General features: G+C 69.6%; 16 protein-coding genes and 2 pseudogenes. 3 read left to right on the forward strand and 15 right to left on the reverse strand.

Annotated features, from left to right (window positions below; translation table 11 throughout):
* The first annotated feature begins 104 nt into the window (after positions 1-104).
* Positions 105-656 carry a DinB family protein gene (locus P3L51_RS26280; protein WP_354607773.1) on the forward strand — a complete coding sequence of 184 codons (552 nt, stop codon included), beginning with the start codon at positions 105-107 and terminating at the stop codon, positions 654-656.
* Between the two features lie 56 nt (positions 657-712).
* Positions 713-1,549, forward strand: coding sequence for an alpha/beta fold hydrolase (locus P3L51_RS26285; protein ID WP_354607774.1), 837 nt, complete (start codon positions 713-715; stop codon positions 1,547-1,549).
* Here the strand turns inward: P3L51_RS26285 and P3L51_RS36115 are convergent.
* From P3L51_RS36115 to P3L51_RS26300, 3 genes are all read right to left on the reverse strand, one after another.
* A complete protein-coding gene (locus P3L51_RS36115; protein WP_494338548.1) occupies positions 1,509-1,841 on the reverse strand; it encodes a WCX domain-containing protein in 333 nt (110 codons plus the stop codon). The genes P3L51_RS26285 and P3L51_RS36115 overlap by 41 nt on opposite strands.
* Positions 1,842-2,138: 297 nt before the next feature.
* Positions 2,139-3,041, reverse strand: a complete 903-nt coding sequence (locus P3L51_RS26295) for a thioesterase family protein (protein ID WP_354607776.1) — start codon at positions 3,039-3,041, stop codon at positions 2,139-2,141.
* Positions 3,042-3,079: 38 nt separating this feature from the next.
* Entirely contained in the window at positions 3,080-3,751 is a 672-nt protein-coding gene (locus P3L51_RS26300; RefSeq protein ID WP_354607777.1) for a trimeric intracellular cation channel family protein, read from the reverse strand.
* A 199-nt stretch (positions 3,752-3,950) separates the two neighbouring features.
* Between P3L51_RS26300 and P3L51_RS26305 the strand changes: the two genes are divergently transcribed.
* The gene (locus tag P3L51_RS26305; protein WP_354607778.1) at positions 3,951-4,667 is read left to right on the forward strand and encodes a TetR/AcrR family transcriptional regulator; all 717 of its coding nucleotides are present in this window, start codon (positions 3,951-3,953) and stop codon (positions 4,665-4,667) included.
* A gap of 50 nt (positions 4,668-4,717) precedes the next feature.
* On the opposite strand, the pseudogene P3L51_RS26310 reads toward P3L51_RS26305, so the two are convergent.
* The 12 genes and pseudogenes from P3L51_RS26310 to P3L51_RS26365 all read right to left on the reverse strand — a co-directional run.
* Positions 4,718-5,782, reverse strand: a pseudogene (locus tag P3L51_RS26310) (ABC transporter ATP-binding protein); the annotation flags it as partial.
* A 125-nt stretch (positions 5,783-5,907) separates the two neighbouring features.
* Positions 5,908-6,894 (reverse strand): annotated as a pseudogene (locus P3L51_RS26315) (ABC transporter ATP-binding protein); the annotation flags it as partial.
* Between the two features lie 6 nt (positions 6,895-6,900).
* Positions 6,901-7,812 carry an ABC transporter permease gene (locus P3L51_RS26320; protein WP_354607789.1) on the reverse strand — a complete coding sequence of 304 codons (912 nt, stop codon included), beginning with the start codon at positions 7,810-7,812 and terminating at the stop codon, positions 6,901-6,903.
* Between the two features lie 73 nt (positions 7,813-7,885).
* Positions 7,886-8,890, reverse strand: a complete 1,005-nt coding sequence (locus P3L51_RS26325; RefSeq protein WP_354607781.1) for an ABC transporter permease — start codon at positions 8,888-8,890, stop codon at positions 7,886-7,888.
* A 111-nt stretch (positions 8,891-9,001) separates the two neighbouring features.
* The gene (locus P3L51_RS26330; protein ID WP_354607782.1) at positions 9,002-10,672 is read right to left on the reverse strand and encodes an ABC transporter substrate-binding protein; all 1,671 of its coding nucleotides are present in this window, start codon (positions 10,670-10,672) and stop codon (positions 9,002-9,004) included.
* A 308-nt stretch (positions 10,673-10,980) separates the two neighbouring features.
* On the reverse strand, positions 10,981-12,168 hold the full coding sequence (locus tag P3L51_RS26335) for an ABC transporter ATP-binding protein (protein WP_354607783.1): 1,188 nt from the start codon (positions 12,166-12,168) through the stop codon (positions 10,981-10,983).
* Between the two features lie 35 nt (positions 12,169-12,203).
* Positions 12,204-13,337 carry an ABC transporter ATP-binding protein gene (locus tag P3L51_RS26340; protein WP_435594530.1) on the reverse strand — a complete coding sequence of 378 codons (1,134 nt, stop codon included), beginning with the start codon at positions 13,335-13,337 and terminating at the stop codon, positions 12,204-12,206.
* A complete protein-coding gene (locus P3L51_RS26345) occupies positions 13,334-14,347 on the reverse strand; it encodes an ABC transporter permease (protein WP_354607784.1) in 1,014 nt (337 codons plus the stop codon). Before P3L51_RS26345 ends, P3L51_RS26340 begins: the two co-directional genes overlap by 4 nt.
* Positions 14,348-14,455: 108 nt before the next feature.
* Positions 14,456-16,210, reverse strand: coding sequence for an ABC transporter substrate-binding protein (locus tag P3L51_RS26350; RefSeq protein ID WP_354607785.1), 1,755 nt, complete (start codon positions 16,208-16,210; stop codon positions 14,456-14,458).
* 97 nt (positions 16,211-16,307) lie between these two features.
* Positions 16,308-17,306, reverse strand: coding sequence for an ABC transporter permease (locus tag P3L51_RS26355; RefSeq protein WP_354607786.1), 999 nt, complete (start codon positions 17,304-17,306; stop codon positions 16,308-16,310).
* 395 nt (positions 17,307-17,701) lie between these two features.
* The gene (locus tag P3L51_RS26360) at positions 17,702-18,496 is read right to left on the reverse strand and encodes an enhanced serine sensitivity protein SseB C-terminal domain-containing protein (protein ID WP_354607787.1); all 795 of its coding nucleotides are present in this window, start codon (positions 18,494-18,496) and stop codon (positions 17,702-17,704) included.
* A gap of 131 nt (positions 18,497-18,627) precedes the next feature.
* Positions 18,628-19,377 (reverse strand): enhanced serine sensitivity protein SseB, encoded by a 750-nt coding sequence (locus P3L51_RS26365; protein ID WP_354607788.1) that lies wholly within the window; start codon positions 19,375-19,377, stop codon positions 18,628-18,630.
* Between the last annotated feature and the right edge of the window lie 149 nt (positions 19,378-19,526).

A 19,526-nucleotide genomic window follows, 5' to 3' on the forward strand; every position in this document is an offset into this window, starting at 1 on the left:
GCTCGGAGATGTGTATAAGAGACAGGAGAGGGGCCGTCCGGAACGGCGCTCCGGCACCCTCCGGGGCGGGTCGCGCGGGCCCCGCCGCAGGGATGATGGGCGGCATGACCGGTCGCGGCAGGAGAGCCGAGATGTTCGTCACCGCCGGGCCCGACCGCCGGCTCGACGCCCCTACCACCGGCGACGAGCGCGCGATGCTCGCCGGCTTCCTGGCCGCCCAGCGGGCCACGCTGGAGCTGAAGTGCGCCGGCCTGGATCTGAGGCTGTCGCGGCGCGCCGTACAGCCCTCCACGCTCTCGCTGCTCGGCCTCGTGCGTCATCTGGCCGACGTGGAGCGCCGCTGGTTCCGGTGCGTCCTGGCCGGGCTGGACGCGCCGCCCCGGTTCTCCTCGCGGGCGTGCCCGGACGGCGACTTCGACGGCGCCGTCCCGGATCGGGACGTGGTCGCCGCCGCGTGGGAGGCCTGGCGCGAGGAGGTGACCTTCGCCGACCGGTTCGTAGCGGCGGCCCCCCATCTCGACGTGGTGGGCGAGGACGGGTGGCGCGGGACGGTGTCGCTGCGCTGGGTGCTGGTCCACCTGGTCGAGGAGTACCCCCGGCACAACGGCCACGCCGACCTGCTCCGCGAGCGGATCGACGGCGCACGGGGGCTGTGACGGGCCCCGCCTCGTGTGCCCGGGAAATGTCAGACCCGCCAATTAGCCTGGTGGGCATGGATGGATGGACTCTCGACCACACGTTCGACAGCCCCTCCGGTGAGGTCCGGTGGGGCGTCCTGGGGCCCGTGGACGGAGCGCCCGTCGTGCTGCTGCACGGGACTCCGTTCTCGTCGTACGTGTGGCGGGGCCCCGCGCGGGCGCTCGCGAAGCGGCATCGGGTGTACGTGTGGGACATGCCCGGGTTCGGGACCTCCGAGATGCGGCGGGACCAGGACGTGTCGCTGGGCGCGCAGGCGCGGATCTTCGGCGAACTGCTGGGGCACTGGGGGCTGGAGCGGCCCGCCGTCGTCGCGCACGACTTCGGGGGATGCGTCGCCCTGCGCGCGACGCTGCTGCACGGCGCGCGGTACGAACGGCTGGCGCTCGTGGATCCCGTGGCACTCGCGCCGTGGGGCTCGCCCGCCTACCGGCTCCTCGGCGAATACGGCGACGTCTTCGAGCGGTTGCCGCCCGCACTGCATCGCGCGCTCGTGCGGGAGTACGTCGGCTCCGCCAGCCACCCCGGACTCCGCGCGGATATCCTGGACGCGCTGGTCGAGCCGTGGTGCGGCACGGAGGCGGGGCGGGGCGCGTTCTACCGTCAGATCGCGCAGAACGACCGGCGTTTCACCGACGAGATCGAGGGCCGGTACGGGGAGTTGGACCTGCCGGTGCTGATCTGCTGGGGCGAGGAGGACACCTGGATCCCGCCGGAGAGGGGGCGGCAGCTCGCCGGGCTGGTCCCCGGGGCCGAGCTGCGGCTGATCGCGGGCGCGGGGCACCTCGTACAGGAAGACGCTCCCGCCGAACTCACCCTGGCGCTGGGCGACTTCCTCCGTACAGCTCCGTGACCGCGGCGGCGGCTCCGGCGAGCGTGTCGCGGGCCTCCGGCGGCGACAGCACCTCCACGTGCTCACCGAAGGCGAGCAGGGCGCGGACCGCTCGTAGCTCCGTGAAGACGAGCGCCACCCGGGCCCACTCCCCCGACGCCTCCACGACCGTTTCCCCGTCGGTCAGTTGGGCCGCGTGGATACGGAGGAACATGTCGAGCCGGGAGACGCGGACCCGGGCGGTCACCTCGATGTCGGCCGGCCGCGGTTCGACCTTCCGGCGCAGCAACTCCCAGACGTCGCCCGGCTCCACGCCGTCGCGGCGGCATACGGGCGCGTCGGCCAGAGTCGCGTCGCGTACGCGGTCGGCGCGGTAGAGACCGGATACGCCCCGCCCCTGAGCGGGCGCGCCGGAAGCCGGGACCGGGCTTGAGACCGCACCCCGGCACGGCCCCGCGGGCCGCCGCCGAAAGGCGTGGCGGCCAGGCCGCCGGGGCACGCCCCACCACTTCGCCCGAGGCGGGATGCATCGGACACCGGAACGACCTGGCGCGGCGGCGTCAGGTCGTCGAGCGGCGCCACGGACGCCGCGGCACGCCCCCGCTCGGGGCTAGCGCCCCTCCGGTGCCCTGACGGCCCGAGGCGCCCTCGCCAGTTGGCGGGACTGGGCGACCAGGCGGTCCGCGCTGTCCCAGACGTCCGCGTCCTCCTCCAGGTAGCCGCCCGCCAGGTTCCGCGTGGTGACGAAGACCCGCAGGGGTCCCGGCGCCGGGCGGCTCCGGATGTGTGTGGTCAGTTCGACCGTCGGCGTCCAGCCCATGAGGCCGAGGTCGAAGGCGGTCGGCGGGAAGGCGTCCACCGTCAGCAGCAGCGAGAGCGGGTCCGGCTCGCGGCGGTCGGCCAGTGAGAACCAGCCGCGCACCTCGCCCTTTCCGGACGGGACGCCGACCGCCCAGCCGGCGGTCTCCGGGTCCAGCCTGATCTCCACGCGCTGCGCGAAGCCCGAGTCGTCCGGAAACGTGGCCGGCCCGTCCTCCGTACCGAGGCACTGCTCGGGCGGCGGCAGCGTGGGCGGCTTCGCCGAGGTGCGGACGTCGTCGCTGAGGGAGTCCAGCGCCCCGTACGCCGCGAGGACCCGGACGCGTTCGACCTCCGTACCGTCCGCCTCGTACTGGAAGAGCGACGCCTGGCCGGTCGCGAGTGTGCGGCCGGTCCGTACCGCCTCCGTACGGACGACGGCCGGGCCGGGCTTCGACGGCGTCAGGTAGTGCGCCGTGACCGTGAACGGATCGGGATGCGGCAGCGCGTCGCGCAGGGCGCGGGCCACGATCGCCAGCAGGTAGCCGCCGTTGACGGCGGAGAGGATCGCCCAGCCCTCGGAGAGGTCGGCGTCGTAGACGCCCGGTTCACGAAGGGTGACGGAGGTGTCGCGGTCGAACTCGCTGTCCGGGGTGGATGTCCGCGCCGTCCGCGCTATCTGTACCACCCGGGCTGCCTGTGCTCCCTGTGCCATGAGCAGCACGGTACAACAATGCATTACCGAGCGGTAGCTTATGTGTTCGAGCCTGGCTCCTCGGCCGCCGCCGAGCGGCGGTTGTACGCGCGCGGCGCCCGCCAGTGGAACCGCATGGCCAGCAGCCGCAGCACGAACGCGGCGAGGGCCGCGAGCCCGCTCGTCAGTCCGTTCAGCGCGTCGAACCGGATGCAGACCGCCACCATCGTCGCGCCGACGATCGCGGGCACCGCGTACAGGTCGCGGTCCCAACGCAGCAGCGACGGAACCTCGTTGGCCAGTACGTCGCGCAGTACACCCCCGCCCGCCGCCGTGGCGAGCCCGAGCGCGGCGGACGCGGTGAGGCCGAGCCCGTACTCGTACGCCTTCACGGTGCCCGTCACGCAGAACAGCCCGAGCCCCGCCGCGTCGAAGACGTTCACCGCGCCCTGGATGCGCTCGACATGGGGATGCAGGAAGAAGACCAGGACCGTCGCGACCAGCGGCATCGTGAAGTAACCGAGGTCGGTGAAGGCCGCAGGCGGTACGGCTCCGATGATCAGGTCCCGGAGCAGCCCACCGCCCAGCCCGGTGACCTCGGCGAGCACCGCCATGCCGAAGACGTCGAAGTTCTTGCGGACGGCGAGCAGGGCGCCGGAGATCGCGAAGACGAAGATGCCGGCGAGGTCGAGCGAGTGCTGGACGGAAGGGCTGAACAGTTCCTGGAACACCCGACAGTTCTACACGGGGGACGAAGTACCGGATCAGGCGGGCGGAGAGGCCCGGAAGCCACGAAACGCCGACGCGTCCCGTCCGCCCGGACCGGAGCGGGAGGTCCCGCCGTGGGCCCGCCGTGAGTGAGCACCGCCCAGCCGCACGAACAGCGTTCGTCACATGGAACGAAGTTCGTCCATCCGCTAGGCTCGGAGCATGCCACCGACTCCTCAGCAACGGCGCGCAGCCCGGCACCATCAGCCCGTTCCCGATGCGGGCGCGCCGCCCGCGCGAGGCCGGCGGAAGAGACCGATCACGGCGGACGCCATCGTCGACGCGGCACTCGACATCGTGGCGCGCGAGGGCTACGAGGCCCTGACCATGCGCCGGGTGGCAGCCGCCCTGGAGACCGGACCGGCGTCGCTGTACGCCCATGTCGTCAACAAGGACGATCTGGACGAGCTGCTCATCGGCCGCCTGTGCGCCGAGATCTCCCTGCCCGAGCCGGACCCCGCCGCCTGGCGGGAGCAGATCACCGGTGTCTGCACGCGGATGCGCGACCAGTACCTGCGCTACCCCGGGATCTCCCGGGCCGCGCTCGCCGCCGCCCCCACCAACGAGGACACACTGCGTCTCGGCGAAGGAATGTTCGCCATCCTGCTCGCCGGAGGCATCGCCCCGCAGACCGCCGCCTGGGGCGTCGACTCCCTGACGCTCTACGCCAACGCGTACACCCTTGAGATCTCCCTGCTCGGCAGCTCCGGCAACGAGTGGGTCGTCAGCCGGGACGAACTGCTGAGCCGGTTCGCCAATCTCCCCGACACCTTCCCGCAGACCAGGCGTTACGCCGCCGAACTCACCGCGGGCACCGGTCACGAGCGCTTCGACTTCACCATCGAGCTGATGCTCGACGGTCTCGCACGCCGACGCTGAGGCCCGGCCAGGTCGCCTCGGGCGGCCGGGCCCCGTACGGCCGCCCCTCAGACGGCCTCCGTCAGCGCCTCCGGCTCCGTCTCCGTCACCGCCTCGATCCCCGTCGACCGCGTCCGTTCCACCGTCCCCGCCTCGATCTCCGCCGCGAAGTGGCACGCCACCCGGTGGCCGTCCCCCATCACCGTCAGCTCCGGGCGCTCCGTCGCGCAGCGCGTCTCCTGCTTCCAGGGGCAGCGTGTGTGGAAGCGGCATCCCGCCGGTGGGGCCGCCGGGGACGGCAGGTCCCCGTGGAGCAGGATGCGTTCGCGGCGGTCCTCGACGTCCGGGTCGGGTACCGGGACCGCCGACATCAGCGCCTTCGTGTACGGGTGCCTCGGCTCGGCGTACAGCGCGTCGCTCGGGGCCTCCTCCACCAGCGAGCCCAGATACATGACCCCGATGACGTCCGAGATGTGGCGGACCACGGCCAGGTCGTGGGCGATGACGAGATACGTCAGGCCCTTGGACTCCTGAAGCTCCTCAAGGAGGTTGATCACCTGCGCCTGGATGGAGACGTCGAGCGCGGAGACCGGCTCGTCGCAGATGATCACGTCCGGTTCGAGCACGAGCGCCCGCGCGATGCCGATGCGCTGGCGCTGGCCGCCGGAGAACTCGTGCGGATAGCGGGACAGCGCGTTGGTCGGCAGCCCGACCTCCGCGAGGATCTTCTTGATCCGCTCCCGGCGCTCCTCCTGGTCCGCGCCGATGCCGTGCGCCGCCATGCCCTCGGAGAGGATGGACTCGATGTTCTGCCGGGGGTTGAGGCTGCCCAGCGGGTCCTGGAAGACCATCTGGAGCCGGTGCCGGATCTTCCGCATCTCCTCGTCCGGCAGCTTCGCGAGATCCGTACCGTCGAAGACGACCCCGCCCTCGGTGATGTCGACGAGGCGCAGGACCGCCCGGCCGAGGGTGGTCTTGCCGCAGCCCGACTCGCCCACCAGGCCGTACGTCTGGCCCGCCTCGACCTTCAGCGAGACGCCGTCGACGGCGTACACATGGCCGACGGTACGGTCGAAGAAGACGCCCTTCTTGACCGGGAAGTGGACCTTGACGCCGTCCAGTTCGAGCAGACTCATGAGGAGACCTCCGCCGTGGGTTCGACCGGATCGACCGGGTCCGCCGGGTCAATCGGATCAACGGAATCGACCGGGTCAGCCGGTTCGCCCGGACCGACCGGATCAACAGGATCGGCGAGGCCCGCCGGCAGGACCGGGTTGACGCAGCGCACCTGGTGGCCCGGCGCGCGCGGTTCGGTGAGTTCCGGCGTGCCCGTCAGGCACTCCATCGTGTAGAAGTCGCACCGGGGCGCGAACGCGCAGCCGTCGGCCCACGCGATCTTGTCGTTGATCGACCCCCGGATCGGCCTGAGCGGCTCGCCACGCGGCGCGTCCAGGCGCGGGATGGAGCCGAGCAGACCGTGCGCGTACGGATGGGTGGGGTGCGCGAACAGCTCGCGGCGGCCCGCCGTCTCCACCGCCCGCCCCGCGTAGAGCACGTTGACCTGGTCGCACAACCCGGCGACGACGCCCAGGTCATGAGTGATCATCAGAAGCGCCGTGCCCTCCTGGTCGACCAACTCCTTGAGGAGTTCGAGGATCTGGGCCTGGATGGTGACGTCGAGCGCAGTCGTCGGCTCGTCCGCGATCAGCAGGCGCGGCGCGCACGCGACCGCCATGGCGATGAGCGCGCGCTGGCGCATTCCGCCGGAGAGCTGGTGCGGGTACTCCTTCAGCCGCCGGTCCGGGTCGGGGATCCCGACGCGGTCGAGCAGCGTCGCGGCCTCTTTCCTGGCCGGCTCGCCCCTCAGCCCGCGGTGGCGGCTCAGGATCTCGGTGACCTGGACACCGATGGGGACAACGGGGTTCAGCGAGGAGAGCGGGTCCTGGAAGATCATCGCGAGCTGGCTGCCGCGCAGGTCGCGGATCTTCTTCTCGCCCATGGACAGCAGGTCCGCGCCGTCGAACTCCGCGCGCCCGCCCACACTCACCCCCTTGCGCGGGAGCAGACCCATCAGCGCGAGCGCGGTCACGGACTTGCCGCAGCCCGACTCGCCCACCAGACCCACGACCTGGCCCTCGGCGACGTCGAAGGAGACTCCGTCGACGGCCTTCGTGTCACGCCCCGCACCCCGTCCCGCGGCGTGCCCGGCGAAGGTGACCGACAGTGCGTCAACCGACAGTAGCGACATGTGACTTCAGCCTCGCAGCTTCGGGTCGAGGGCTTCCCGCATCGCCTCACCGAGCAGCGTGAAGCCGAGAGCGGTGACGATGATCCCGACCGCCGGATAGACCGACATCATGGGCGCGTTGTCGAAGAAGCGCTGTGCCTGCGACAGCATCACGCCCCACTCCGGGATCGCCGGGTCCGGATTGCCGAGGCCCAGATAGGACAGGGCGGCGGCCTCGATGATCGCGGTGGCGAGGCTGAGCGTCGCCTGGACGATCACCGGGCTGAGCGAGTTGGGGATGATCTGGGTGAGGACGATACGGCGCTTGCGGATGCCCACCGCCTTCGCCGCCAGTACATAGTCCGAGCCGCCCTGCGCGAGCATCGAACCGCGCAACAGCCGTGCGAACACCGGCACTTGAACCACACCCACCGCGATCATCACGGTGGTCAGCGACTGGCCCAGCACCGCCGCGACGGACACGGCCAGCAGCAGCGAGGGCAGCGCGAGCATGATGTCGGTGACGCGCATGATGACGGTGTCCACACGCCTGCCCGGCTCCCCGCCGAGCGTCGCCGCCGCGCCCGACACGGCGCCGATGACCGCGCCGGCCACCAGGCCGATGAGCATCGAGACGACACCCACGAGCAGCGTCTGCCGGGCGCCGACGAGCATCCGGGAGAACTCGTCGCGCCCGAGGTGGTCGAGACCGAACCAGTTCTCGCCGCGCGGTCCGACGAAGCGCCCCTGGTTGGGGAAGACCTCGCCGCGCCAGTCCTGCGCCGTGGGGCTGTACGGGGCGAGCCACGGGCCGACGATCGCGACCAGCACGAACAGGCCGATGACGACGCCACCGATGATCGCCGTCTTGCTGGTGCGCAGCCGGCGGAACGCCTCGCGCCACAGTCCGGCGCCCGAGGTGGTCTCGGTCCGCTCCATGAGCTGCGCCAGCCGGTCGATCTTGTCGGCCTTCTTCGTCGCTTTCGGGGTGGCATCGGGGATCGCGTTCACGTCAGTGCACCCGCACTCTCGGGTCGATGAGGCTGTACGCCACATCGACCAGCAGATTGATCAGGACGTACACCAGCGCGATGAAGAGGATGAAGCCGACGAGCACGGGATAGTCGCGGGCGTCGATCGACGTACGGATGAACGACCCGATCCCGCCGAAGGTGAAGACCGACTCGGTGAGGACGGCGCCGGACAGCAGGCTGCCGGTCAGCAGGCCCACGGCGGTGATCACCGGCAACAGCGCGTTGCGCAGGACGTGCCGGGCGCGTACGACGCGCTTGTCCAGGCCCTTGGACTCCGCCGTACGCACGTAGTCCTCGCCCAGCACTTCGAGCACGCTGGCCCGGGTCATCCGCACGATGACGGCGAGCGGGATGGAGGCGAGCGCGAGCGCGGGCAGCACCAGATGCATGATCGCGTCCCACGACGCGTCGAACTCACCGGTCAACAGGCCGTCCAGGACGGCGAATCCGGTGACCTTCGTGGCGTCGATGCCGGTCGAGAGGCGGCCGTAACTGGGGAAGATCCCGAGGTTGACGGCGAAGAGGCCCTTGAGGAGCAGCGCCAGGAAGAAGACGGGGATGCAGATGCCGAGCAGCGAGCCCGACACGGCCGTCACGTCGAGCCAGCTGCCGCGGCGCCGGGCGGCGAAGTAGCCGAGGGGGATGCCGACCACGATCGCGACGACCATGGCGGCGACGCTGAGTTCGACGGTCGCCGGGAAGCGCAGGGTGAACTCCTCCCAGACCGGCCGGCCGGTCTGTGTGGAGGTGCCGAGGTCCAGTTGGAGGATCCGCTCGATGAACCGTCCGTACTGGACCCAGACCGGCTCGTCGAGTCCCAACACCCGGTTGATCCGGGTCACTTCGGCCTCGGTCGCCCGCTCGCCGAGGATCGCCGACGCGGGTCCGCCGGGCAGCCGGTTCAGCCACAGGAAGAGCAGAACCGACAGACCGAGCAGGGTGGGTATCAGCTGTAGCAGTCGTCGTGCGACGAGTCGCAGCACCCCGCTTGCCCCTTTCCTTCGGTACCGGGGACGTCGTAGGACGTCGGACGTGGGACGGGTCCGCCCGGCCCGGCTTCGTGCGCCGCCGGCCGGGCGGACCCGCTGGTGCTGTTACTTGAAGGACGTCTCGGCGAAGTTCTCCTGCGTCAGCGGGGAGACCTTCGGCGGGTTGATGTCGTCGGCGAAGGCGATCGCCGGCGGGGACGAGGAGATCGGCACACCCGGCAGGTACGCCATGATCGCCTCGTTGGCCTTCTTGTACAGATCCGTCCGCTTGGCCGGGTCGGTCTCGGCCGAGGCGACCTTCAGCGCGTCGAAGACGCCCTTGTCCTTGAAGCCCCACTGCTTGTCGTACTCGGCGAACCAGGTGCCGATGAAGTTGTAGCCGTCGTTGAAGTCACCGGTCCAGCCCAGCATGTGCAGTTCGCAGCCGCCGCCCTCCGTGGCGTCCAGGTAGTCCGGCGCCCACTTCATCGGCTTGGGCGTGACGGTGATCCCGGCCTTCTCCAGGTCGGCCTTCATCAGCTCGAACATGTCCTGCGGAGCGGGCATGTACGGGCGGGTGACCTCGGTCGGGTAGCAGAACTCGACCTTCAGCGCGCTCTCGTCGGCGTCCCCGAGGAGCTGCTTGGCCTTGGCCGTGTCGAAGGGGTACTTCTGTACGGCGTCCGAGTAGCCGGCGACCGTGTCGGGCATGAACTGCGTGGCCGCGACGCCGCCTTCGGGCAGCTGGGTCTTGACCAGGTTCTCGCGGTCGATGGCGTGCGCGATGGCCTGGCGGACCTCGGGCTTCTTCAGCGCCTTGTTCTTCTCCTGGCTCATGCCGACGTAGAAGATGTTGAAGACGTCACGCGTGGGGACCTGGAAGCCGTCGCTCTCCAGGGTCTTCACATCGGCGGGCGCGACCAGGTCGTAGCCGTCGATGTCACCGGCCTGGAGGGCCTGGCGACGGCCGTCCTCGGTGTCGATGGTGCGGAAGACCAGGTTCTTGATCTTCGCCTTGGTGCCCCAGTAGTCGTCGTAACGCTCCAGGGAGACTTCCTTGTTGCCCTTGTTCCACTCACTGATCTTGTACGGCCCGGTGCCCGCGACGGTGCCCGCCACCTGGCTGTACTTGGGGTACGTGATGGCGTCGCCCTTGGCGGTCGCGTCCTGCTTCGCGTACTCCTTCAGGGCCTTCGGCGAGTGGATCGCCAGCGCCTGGAGGGAGAAGCCGCCCGGGAGGTTCGCGGAGGGCTCGTTGACCTCGATGACGGCGGTGCTGTCGTCCTTCGCGGTGCAGGACTTGTAGTTCGCCTTCGGCGCCTCGGCGTCCTCGTTGGCCGCGAAGCCGCCCATGACGGTCTGCCAGTAGTAGGAGACCGCGCTGGACTGGTACGTGCCCTTCCAGTTGAACCAGTGGTCGTAATTCGCGCACACGGCCGCGGCGTTGAACTTCTCGCCGTCGTGGAACGTCACGTCCTTACGGAGGTTGAACGTCCAGACCGTGCCGGCCTCGTTGCTCGCCCACTTCTCGGCCAGGGCCGGGGCGAGCGTGCTGCCGCCCGACTCGTGCTTCAGCAGGGCCTCGAACGCCTGCCGGGTGACCCGGAAGGTCTCGCCGTCGCTGGCGAGCGCCGGGTCCAGCGAACCGGGGTCACCGGGGCCGCCGAAGACGAAGGTGTCCTTCGCGCCGCCCGAGTCACCTTCCTCGTCGCGATCGCTGGAGCAGCCTGTGGCGATCAGCGCGACCGACAAGGCCGTGACGATCGCTCCAGCGGCTCGGGACTTGAATATTCGCATGGTCCACCCCAGGGGTCCGACGAGTCGTGAACTCGGTCTTGACGGCCGAACATTACAGTCAAGAAAGTGCCAAATGAACGGGTCGCAATGCGGAGTTGCAGACCTGAGATCCGGACAGTCGACAAATGGACCGACTCCGGGGCATCACACTCCAACGGGTCAAGTGGTGCCAGGTGAGCCCCAGTTGGGCGGGGCGAACCGGGTGAACCTCCCGTACCGCGCAGAAGCCCCGCGCGTACGACGCAGAAGCCCCCCGTCCGCATGGTGGACCATGCGAGCGGGGGGCGTGCGTGACGTACGTGTGCGGGCTACTCCTTGGTGAGACCCTTCGGTCCCTCGGAGGTCTCCGCGCTCGCGGGAGCGACGGCTCCTCCGGAGGCGGGCGCCCCGTCCACGGCCACCGCGTCCACGGCCACCGCGTCGCCCACCAACGCGATCGCCTCGCGCGCCGAGGCCAGCACCTTCGTGTCGTCCGGGATCTGGTCCGGCGCGTTCTCCGGGTGGTGGCAGGCCGCCTCGTGCCCCGGCTCCAGCTGGATCAGCGGCGGCTCCACCGTCCGGCACACCTCCGTCGCCTTCCAGCAACGGGTGTGGAACCGGCAGCCGCTCGGCGGCGAGATCGGCGACGGCACGTCGCCCTTGAGCAGGATCCGCTCGCTCTTGACGCCGCGCCGCCTCGGGTCCGGCACCGGCACCGCGGACAGCAGTGCCTTCGTGTACGGGTGCATCGGCCGCTCGTACAGCGACTTGCGGTCCGAGAGCTCGACGATCTTGCCGAGGTACATCACGGCGATCCGGTCCGAGACATGGCGGATGACCGAGAGGTCGTGCGCGATGATCACGTACGTGAGCCCCAGCTCGTCCTGGAGGTCGTCCAGCAGGTTCACCACCTGCGCCTGGATCGACACGTCCAGCGCCGAGACCGGCTCGTCGGCGACGACCAGCTTCGGGCTGAGCGCCAGGGCCCGCGCGATACCGATGCGCTGGCGCTGGCCGCCGGAGAACTCGTGCGGATAGCGGTTGTAGTGCTCGGGGCTCAGACCCACCAGGCCCAGCAGACGCTGGACCTCCTTCTTCACGCCACCCTCGGGCTCCACCTTCTGGAGCTTGAAGGGCGCGCCGACGATCGTGCCGATCGTGTGGCGCGGGTTCAGCGAGGAGTACGGGTCCTGGAAGATCATCTGCACGTCGCGGCGGAGCGGACGGATCTTGCCCGCCGACATGTGCGTGATGTCGTGGCCCTGGAACTCGATCCGCCCGGCGGTCGGTTCGTCCAGCCGCGTGAGCAGCCGGCCCATGGTCGACTTGCCGCAGCCGGACTCGCCGACGATGCCGAGCGTCTCACCGGCCTGGACCTCGAAGGACAGCCCGTCGACCGCCTTGACGGCGCCGACCTGGCGCTGCAACAGCCCCTTCTTGATGGGGAAGTGCTTGACGAGCCCCTCGACCCTCAGCAGGGGCTCACCCGCCTTGTCTTTCTCCGGCCTGTCCGCCACAGCGGGATCCTTTGCGTTGCTCACGGCGTCGGCGCTCACAGCTTCGGCGCAATCTCTTCGGTCCAGATCTTGGTCCGCTCCTCCTGCGACATATGACAGGCGGAGTGGTGCCCGGCGCCGACCTGCTTCAGCTCGGGGCGCTCCGTGCGCGTGATGTCGCCCTTGGGCACATCCGCGTACGGGCAGCGCGGGTTGAAGGCGCAGCCCTGCGGCACGTTGATGAGGGACGGCGGCTGGCCCTTGACGGGGATGAGCCGGTCCGTCTGCTCACGGTCGATCCGGGGCATCGAGCCGAGCAGCCCCCAGGTGTAGGGGTGCTGCGGCTCGTAGAAGACCTTCTCGGCCGGTCCGCGCTCGATGCACCGGCCGCCGTACATGACCAGCAGGTCGTCCGCCATCTCGGCGACGACCCCCAGGTCATGGGTGATCATGATGACGGCGGAGCCGAACTCCTTCTGCAGATCCCTGATGAGGTCGAGGATCTGCGCCTGGACGGTCACGTCCAGGGCGGTCGTCGGCTCGTCGGCGATGAGCAGTTCGGGGTTGTTGACCAGGGCCATCGCGATCATCGCGCGCTGGCGCATACCGCCGGAGAACTCGTGCGGATAGCTGTCGACGCGCTTGTGCGGCTCGGGGATGCCGACCCGGTCGAGCATCTCGACCGCCCGCGCGCGGGCGATCTTCTTGCTGACCTTGTGGTGGACGCGGTACGCCTCCACGATCTGCGCGCCGATGCGGTAGTACGGGTGCATCGCGGACAGCGGGTCCTGGAAGATCATGGCCATCTTCCGGCCGCGCAGCCGTCGTACGTGGTCGGGGTCGGCCCCGACCAACTCCTCACCGTCCAGCCAGACTTCGCCCGATATCGCGGCGTTGGCGGAACGGTGCAGGCCCATCACGCCGAGCGAGGTGACCGACTTGCCGGAGCCGGACTCACCCACGATGCCGAGGGTCTGGCCGGCCCGGACGTCGAAGCTGACGCCGTCGACCGACTTCACCAGACCGTCGTCGGTGCTGAAGTGGATGCGGAGGTCGCGTACGGAGAGGAAGGGCTCCCCCGGGTCGCCGGACCCGGGTGACCCGGCGGCCTCGGCGACCACCGGCTCACCGGGAGCGGAGGCGGGACCGGGAACCCGTACGGCTGACTGCTCCTTGGAAACCTCGCTCACGAGTACCTCACCCTGGGGTCGATGGCGGCGTACACCAGGTCCACCAGCAGATTGCAGAAGACGATGAAGAATGCGGCGAACAGGGTCACGCCCATCACGATCGGCAGGTCGGCGTCCTTCACCGACTGGATCGCGTACGAGCCCATGCCCTGCAGGGAGAAGACCTGTTCGGTGATGACGGCGCCGCCGAGCAGCAGGCCGAAGTCCATACCGAAGATCGTGACGATGGGCGTCAGCGCGGACCGCAGTCCGTGCTTGGCGACGACCTTGCTCTCCCGCAGGCCCTTGGCCCGCGCCGTACGGATGTAGTCCTCCCCCATCACTTCCAGCATGCCTGCCCGGGTGAGCCGGGCGTACAGGGCGGAGTAAAGGAAGGCGAGGCTGCACCAGGGGATGATCAGGTTCCACGCCCAGTCCGCCGGATTGTCCGCGAACGGGACGTAGTTGACGCCGTCCGACCACAGGGGCCACTGGACGGTGAACAGCGCGAGGCCGAGCATGCCGGTGAAGAAGATCGGCAGCGAGACACCCGCGAGGGCCAGCGTCATGGCGAGGCGGTCGAAGATCGAGCCGCGCTTGAGCGCCGAGAGGACACCGATGGCGACACCGGAGACCAGCCAGATCACCGCGGCACCGATGGCCAGGGAGAACGTGATCGGCACCCGGTCCATCAGCTCGGGCCACACCTCGACGTGCGTCTTGAAGGAGTAGCCGAAGCAGGGCGCGTTGCACATGGACGGGTCCGGGCCGAAGTTGTACTCGGCGCCGACGAAGATGCCCTTGATGAAGTCGAAGTACTGGGTGTAGAGGGGCTGGTCGAGCCCCAGGTTCGCCTTGACGGCGGCGATCGAATCGGGGTTGGCGTCCTTACCGACGTACTGGACTGCCAGCTGGTCGATCGTCTGCCCACCGAGCCGTGGAACAAGGAAGAAGATCGCGAAGGTGACTGCGCTGACCACCAGCAACAGCATTACCGCGGCGATCACGCGTCGGATGATGTACGCAGTCACAGCCGATCGGCGCCGGGTCCGCCGGCCGGGGGTGACCCGGCCGGCGGACCCGAAGCCTTCACCTGCCTTTCAGGCATTTCGGGGGGTTGGGAAAGCTCTACCGCTGGATTAGGTGGTGGAGCCGATCAGCAGGTAGTCGTACATACCGAGGTACGCCTGGGTCACGGTGACGTTGGTCGCCGAGTCCGGGCGGTACAGCAGGTTCTTGCGGTAGATCAGCGGCACGGCCGAGGCGTTCTCCAGGACCATCTTGTCGACCTCGCCCCACGCCTTGGTGCGGGCGGCGGCGTCGGTCTGCGCGATACCGTCCGACAGCGCCTTGTTGATCTTCGGGTCGTTCAGCTCCATCAGGTTGTTGCCGCCCGAGGGCTTGATGGCGGAGCCGTTGACGATCTGGTCGAGGAAGCCGAAGCCGGTCGGCCAGTCGGCGCCCCACGCCATCATCATCATGCCGAGGTCGTGCTCCTTGACGTAGCTCGGAACACCGGCGAAGTTACCGAAGTACTTGCCCGACGGGTACTGCTTGATCTCCGCCTGGATGCCGACCTTCTTCAGCGAGGCCTGGATGGCGGTCGCCATCTGCACCTCGTCGGGGCGGTCGGAGCGGGCCGTCAGGTTGGTCTTGAAGCCGTTCGGCTGACCGCAGTCCGCGAGCGCGGCCTTGGCCTTGGCGACATCGCCCTTGTTGCCCTCGGTCTGGTACAGGTCGAACTTCTGGTACCCGTTGACCGTCGGCGGGAGCAGCGTGCTCGCCACGTCACCCTTGGTGCCGCCACCGAGCGCGGCCTGGACGGACGCCTTGTCGATCGCGTAGTGCACGGCCTTGCGGCAGTCCGCGTTGTCGAAGGGCTTCACCTTCGTCGACAGCGCGAGGTACGAGGTGGCGCCGGCGTACGAGTTGTCCGTCTTCGCCAGCTCGGCCTTCTTGGTGAGGACCTTGGGCTGGGTCTTCGTCTGAAGGCCGGTGCCCGCGGCGTCCATCGTGATGTTGTCGCTCATCAGGTGCTGGTCGACCGTGGTCGGGTTGACCTTGAACTTGATGGTGATCTTGTCGGCGAGCGCCGGGCGGATCGGGTCGGTGGCCTTGTCCCAGTGCGGGTTGCGCACGAGGGTCGCGCTGCGGCCCTCGTTGTACGACTCGAACTTGTACGGGCCCGACGACGAGATCGCCTTGACGTACTCGGCGCCCTTGTCCTTCGCCTGCGGCACGGGGGCCGTCTGCGAGAAGGTCGCCAGGTAGTCGAAGTCGGCGAACGGCTTGTTGAGCTTGAAGGTGATGGTCTGGTCGTCCGGGGTCTCGATGGACTTCAGACCCTCGGGAGACTTGTCCTTGTAGGGACCCTTGTACTTCTCGCCGCCCTCAAGGTAGGCCTTGAAGTACGTGGGACCGGACGACAGGGCCTCGGGCGCGAAGTTGCTGCGCTCGATGGCGTACTTGACGTCCTTGGACGTGACCGGGCTGCCGTCGTCGAACTTGACGCCCTTGCGCAGCTTGTACGTCCACGTCTTGGCGTCCGCGCTCGCCTCGCCCAGCGACTCGGCGAGGTCGGGGACGACCTCCAGGCCTTCCTTGCCGGCGGCCGGCTTGAAGGTCGTGAGCGTACGGCCGTACAGCCGGGAGAAGTTCTGCACCCAGCCGTAGTAGGTGTTGCCCGGGTCGAGGGAGTCCGGCACGTCCGAGTGCTCGTAGGTGACCGTGCCCCCCTTCTTGTCGGACTTGTTCACGACCGAGGTCAGACCGGCGTCCTTGCCGGCGCCGCTCTTGCTGTCGTTGTCCTTGCTGTCCGAGCCGCCGCACGCCGACGCGCTGAGCGCCAGCACGATGGCTGTCGCCAGGACAGCTGTCGCTCTCTTGGTCTTCATCCTGAGGAAAGCCCCTCTATCTATGGATACGGCACGGAGCTCAAGGTCGGCCGCTGTGGATGGTGCCTGGTGGTACGTGGGGTTGGTGCGTGGGTGGTTACTTGCTGCGGGGGTCGAGTGCGTCACGCAGCCCGTCACCCAACAGGTTGAAGGCCAGCACGGTGATGAAGATCGCCATGCCGGGTACGAACATGTAGTGCAGATCGACCTCGTACAGGTCCACCGCGGTGGTGAGCATGCCGCCCCATGAGGCCTGCGGCGGGGCGATGCCCACTCCGAGGAAGCTCAGACCGGCCTCGAAGAGGATGTTCGTGGGGATCAGGAGCGTCGAGTAGACGAGGATCGGCGCCACGAGGTTCGGCAGCAGTTCCCGGAAGAGGATGAAGGGCCCTCGGGCCCCCAGACTTCGGGACGCGTCGACGAACTCGCGCCTGCGCAGGCTCATGGTCTGCGCGCGCACGATCCGGCCCATGTAGGGCCAGTTGAAGAAGCCGATCACGAAGATCAGCACCGCGATCCGCAGGGGCAGTCCGCTGAGTCCGAAGGCGCCGTCCTGGAGGGCGGCCGAGATCGAGATCGCGAAGAGCAGCAGCGGGAAGGCGAGGAAGGTGTCCATCAGCCGGCTGACGACGGCGTCGACCCAGCCTCCGTAGTAACCGGCGATGACGCCGAGGAGGGTGCCGATCGCCACGGAGAGCAGGGTGGCTCCGGCGGCGACGAGGAGCGAGACCCAGGAGCCCTCGATGATGCGGGCGAGAAGGTCACGGCCGAGGCCGGGCTCCACACCGAGCGGATGGTCCCAGCTCATGCCGCCCCAGGCGCCCTTGGGGGCGAGGAGCTGCGGGTCCACCAGGTCCTGGTTCAGCGCGTTGGGGTCGAGGTCGAATACGGCCTGGATGGGCTTGGCCAGTATCGCGAGCAGGACCAGGAGGATGACAACGATGCCGCCGGCCACGGCGGCCTTGTCGCGCTTGAAGCGCGTCCAGGCTATTCGGCCGAGCGAACGACCCTCGATCTGGCTCTGCTTGGCGCCCGTGAGCACTGCCTCGGGCTGCACTTCGGCAGCCGACTTGGTGGTCTCGATCGGTGCGGTCACAACGTCTTCGACCCCTCCTGGCCGGCGGTCGCCGGCCCCGTACCCGCCGTTGTAACGGCCTGTCTCGCATCAGTTGGCGCACACATCGGTGCTGGTGTCGCGGAAGCGTCCCGTCGAGGGCTTCCCGTGGAGCGATGCTGGGCTGCTCGCACAGAGGACCGACGGTCCCCGCTGCCGGGAGTCTTCATGGCCGTAGTGATCACCCGCCAGTGGTCAAGGGGAATGTTTGCTCAAACGTGATGGAGTCAGACACCTACCGTTATCCGGACGTTGTGATCGCCTGAGCGGAACGGCAGGTCGTTTTCGCTACGTTTCGGTACGGCTCGCGCCGTCCGGAGAACGTACGCCGCGCCTGACTGTACTGGTCAGTACCGGCCGGGACACCGCCGGGTGGGTCAGTAGCCGCGTGGAGCGGCCGGCGGGTAGCCGTAACCGGACGCGGCCTGGGGTGCGCCGTGGGCCTCCCGGTCGTAGAACGGCCGGGAGTTGGCCCGCAGCCACAGCGTGACCGGGTCGTACTCGTCGGACATCGCGACGGTGGAGACCGGCAGCCCCTCGGGGACCGCGCCGATGGACTGCTGCATCATCGCGCGCACCGCGTCGACGGACGCCGGGCTCGTGTCGTACAGATCCAGACCGATCGTCAGATACGGGGCGCCCAGCGCGGGGTGGACCCACGCGCGGCGCAACGACCTTACGGCGGGGGTGCGGTGGGCGTTCTGCGTGAGCAGGGCGTAGAACTGCGGGATCTCGACGGCCGGTTCGGACAGCCGCAGCGGTCCCGCCGGCATCCGGTCGAGGCCGGTGGCGATCCGGCGCAGGTCGGGCCACGGGATGCCGACGCCGCCGCCTGGCGCGTGCGGGTTCAGCCAGAGCCCCCAGCGTTCGGGGTAGAGGGCGCGGGCGATGTCGCGGCCGGTGACGACCTCGTGCGCACGGTTCCAGCCACTGACGGACAGCTCCTGGGCGGAGGTCACGCAGGGCGCGTAGCCGAGGCCGTCGACCTCCATGTTCCCGTACTGCGCTTCGGGCGAGCCCGCCCGGCCGTGCCAGAGCAGCATCCACACCTGGCCGGCCGAGCCGTCGGCCAGTGCCTGGAGCAGCGCCTCGTAGGCGTCGTAGCGCCCTGGCGTCACCTGGCGCAGCATGTGCTCGACCTGCCCCGTCGCCGCGGTGCCTGACGCGCTCACTTTTGGTCCCGCCCCTCGTCGATCCATTGCTTGGACCGGCCTCCCCCGCTTCGGGCCCGTACCGGCCAGGCCATCAAACCAGCTTAGACCGGCGGGTCATGGCCGGTTCCGGGGCCGGGGACGACGGCGTGTTACGCGGGCGGGACGGCCATCCGCTGGTAGAAGGGCCGCACCCGCTCCAGCATCCACGTGCCGACCGGGTCCTGAGTCGCGTCCAGCAGTACGAGATTGACCGGCCAGCCCACGTGGGCGCGGCCGAGCGCCCTGCCGAGGGCGTCCATGGGCGCGTTGCGTTCGGCGGCCTCCCAGGAGGAGAGCTGCACGCCGACGAAGAGCACCGGGGCCTCGCCCTCGATGCTGGCGAGAGCGCGGCGCGCGGTGAGGATGACACCGGACGCCTCGAACTCCTCGGCCGCCGCGGTCAGGAAGTCGACGGGGTCCTCCTGCCAGTCGGGCTCGAAGAGCCGCACCCGCCCGCCGCTCGCGGGGCCGTCCAGCGGGGTACGGCCCACCCGGCACAGCTCCGCGACGGCGGGCGGCGGGAGCGGCGCGCCGACCATGCCGCCGGGGTTCACGGCGATGCCGAGCTGCGGGGGCAGGCCACGGGCGAACTCGCGGGCCGGGGCGACGGTGAAGGGCATGTGGGCCCCGACGCACTGGAGGAACTGCTGCTCGGAGCTGAAGACGGGGACGTACGGCGCGCCCTCGATCTCCAGGGTGGGCAGATCGAGCCCGGGGCTGTCGGGCCCACCGCCGTTGGGCAACGGCACCCAGAGCTGACTGCGCCCGAGCACCTCGACGATCCGCCCGCCCGCGGCCGCGTTCCCGAGCGAGGCGGCGAGCACCTCTTCCAACTCGTTGCCCGGCCATGCTGTGTTCACGTAACTCTCCCGTGTCGCCCGTGCGTGCGGCCCGCCCCGCGTGCCGCGGAAACCCTAACGCCGCGGGGGCGTGGCCGCGCGACCCCGCCGGCGGACCCCCGGCCCGCCTGCCCGCCTGCCGGGCCGCCTGGCGGGCCGCCGCCCTCCCG

It is taken from the genome of Streptomyces panacea (assembly GCF_040560175.1).
Lineage (GTDB): Bacteria > Actinomycetota > Actinomycetes > Streptomycetales > Streptomycetaceae > Streptomyces > Streptomyces panacea.

Excerpts from the sequence above, each read along its gene's own strand:
- P3L51_RS26280 (WP_354607773.1), top strand. The coding sequence starts at position 105 with ATGACCGGTCGCGGCAGGAGAGCCGAGATGTTCGTCACCGCCGGGCCC.
- P3L51_RS26295 (WP_354607776.1), bottom strand. The coding sequence starts at position 3,041 with ATGGCACAGGGAGCACAGGCAGCCCGGGTGGTACAGATAGCGCGGACG.
- P3L51_RS26350 (WP_354607785.1), bottom strand. The coding sequence starts at position 16,210 with ATGAAGACCAAGAGAGCGACAGCTGTCCTGGCGACAGCCATCGTGCTG.
- P3L51_RS26320 (WP_354607789.1), bottom strand. The coding sequence starts at position 7,812 with ATGGAGCGGACCGAGACCACCTCGGGCGCCGGACTGTGGCGCGAGGCG.
- P3L51_RS26285 (WP_354607774.1), top strand. The coding sequence starts at position 713 with ATGGATGGATGGACTCTCGACCACACGTTCGACAGCCCCTCCGGTGAG.
- P3L51_RS26305 (WP_354607778.1), top strand. The coding sequence starts at position 3,951 with ATGCCACCGACTCCTCAGCAACGGCGCGCAGCCCGGCACCATCAGCCC.
- P3L51_RS26330 (WP_354607782.1), bottom strand. The coding sequence starts at position 10,672 with ATGCGAATATTCAAGTCCCGAGCCGCTGGAGCGATCGTCACGGCCTTG.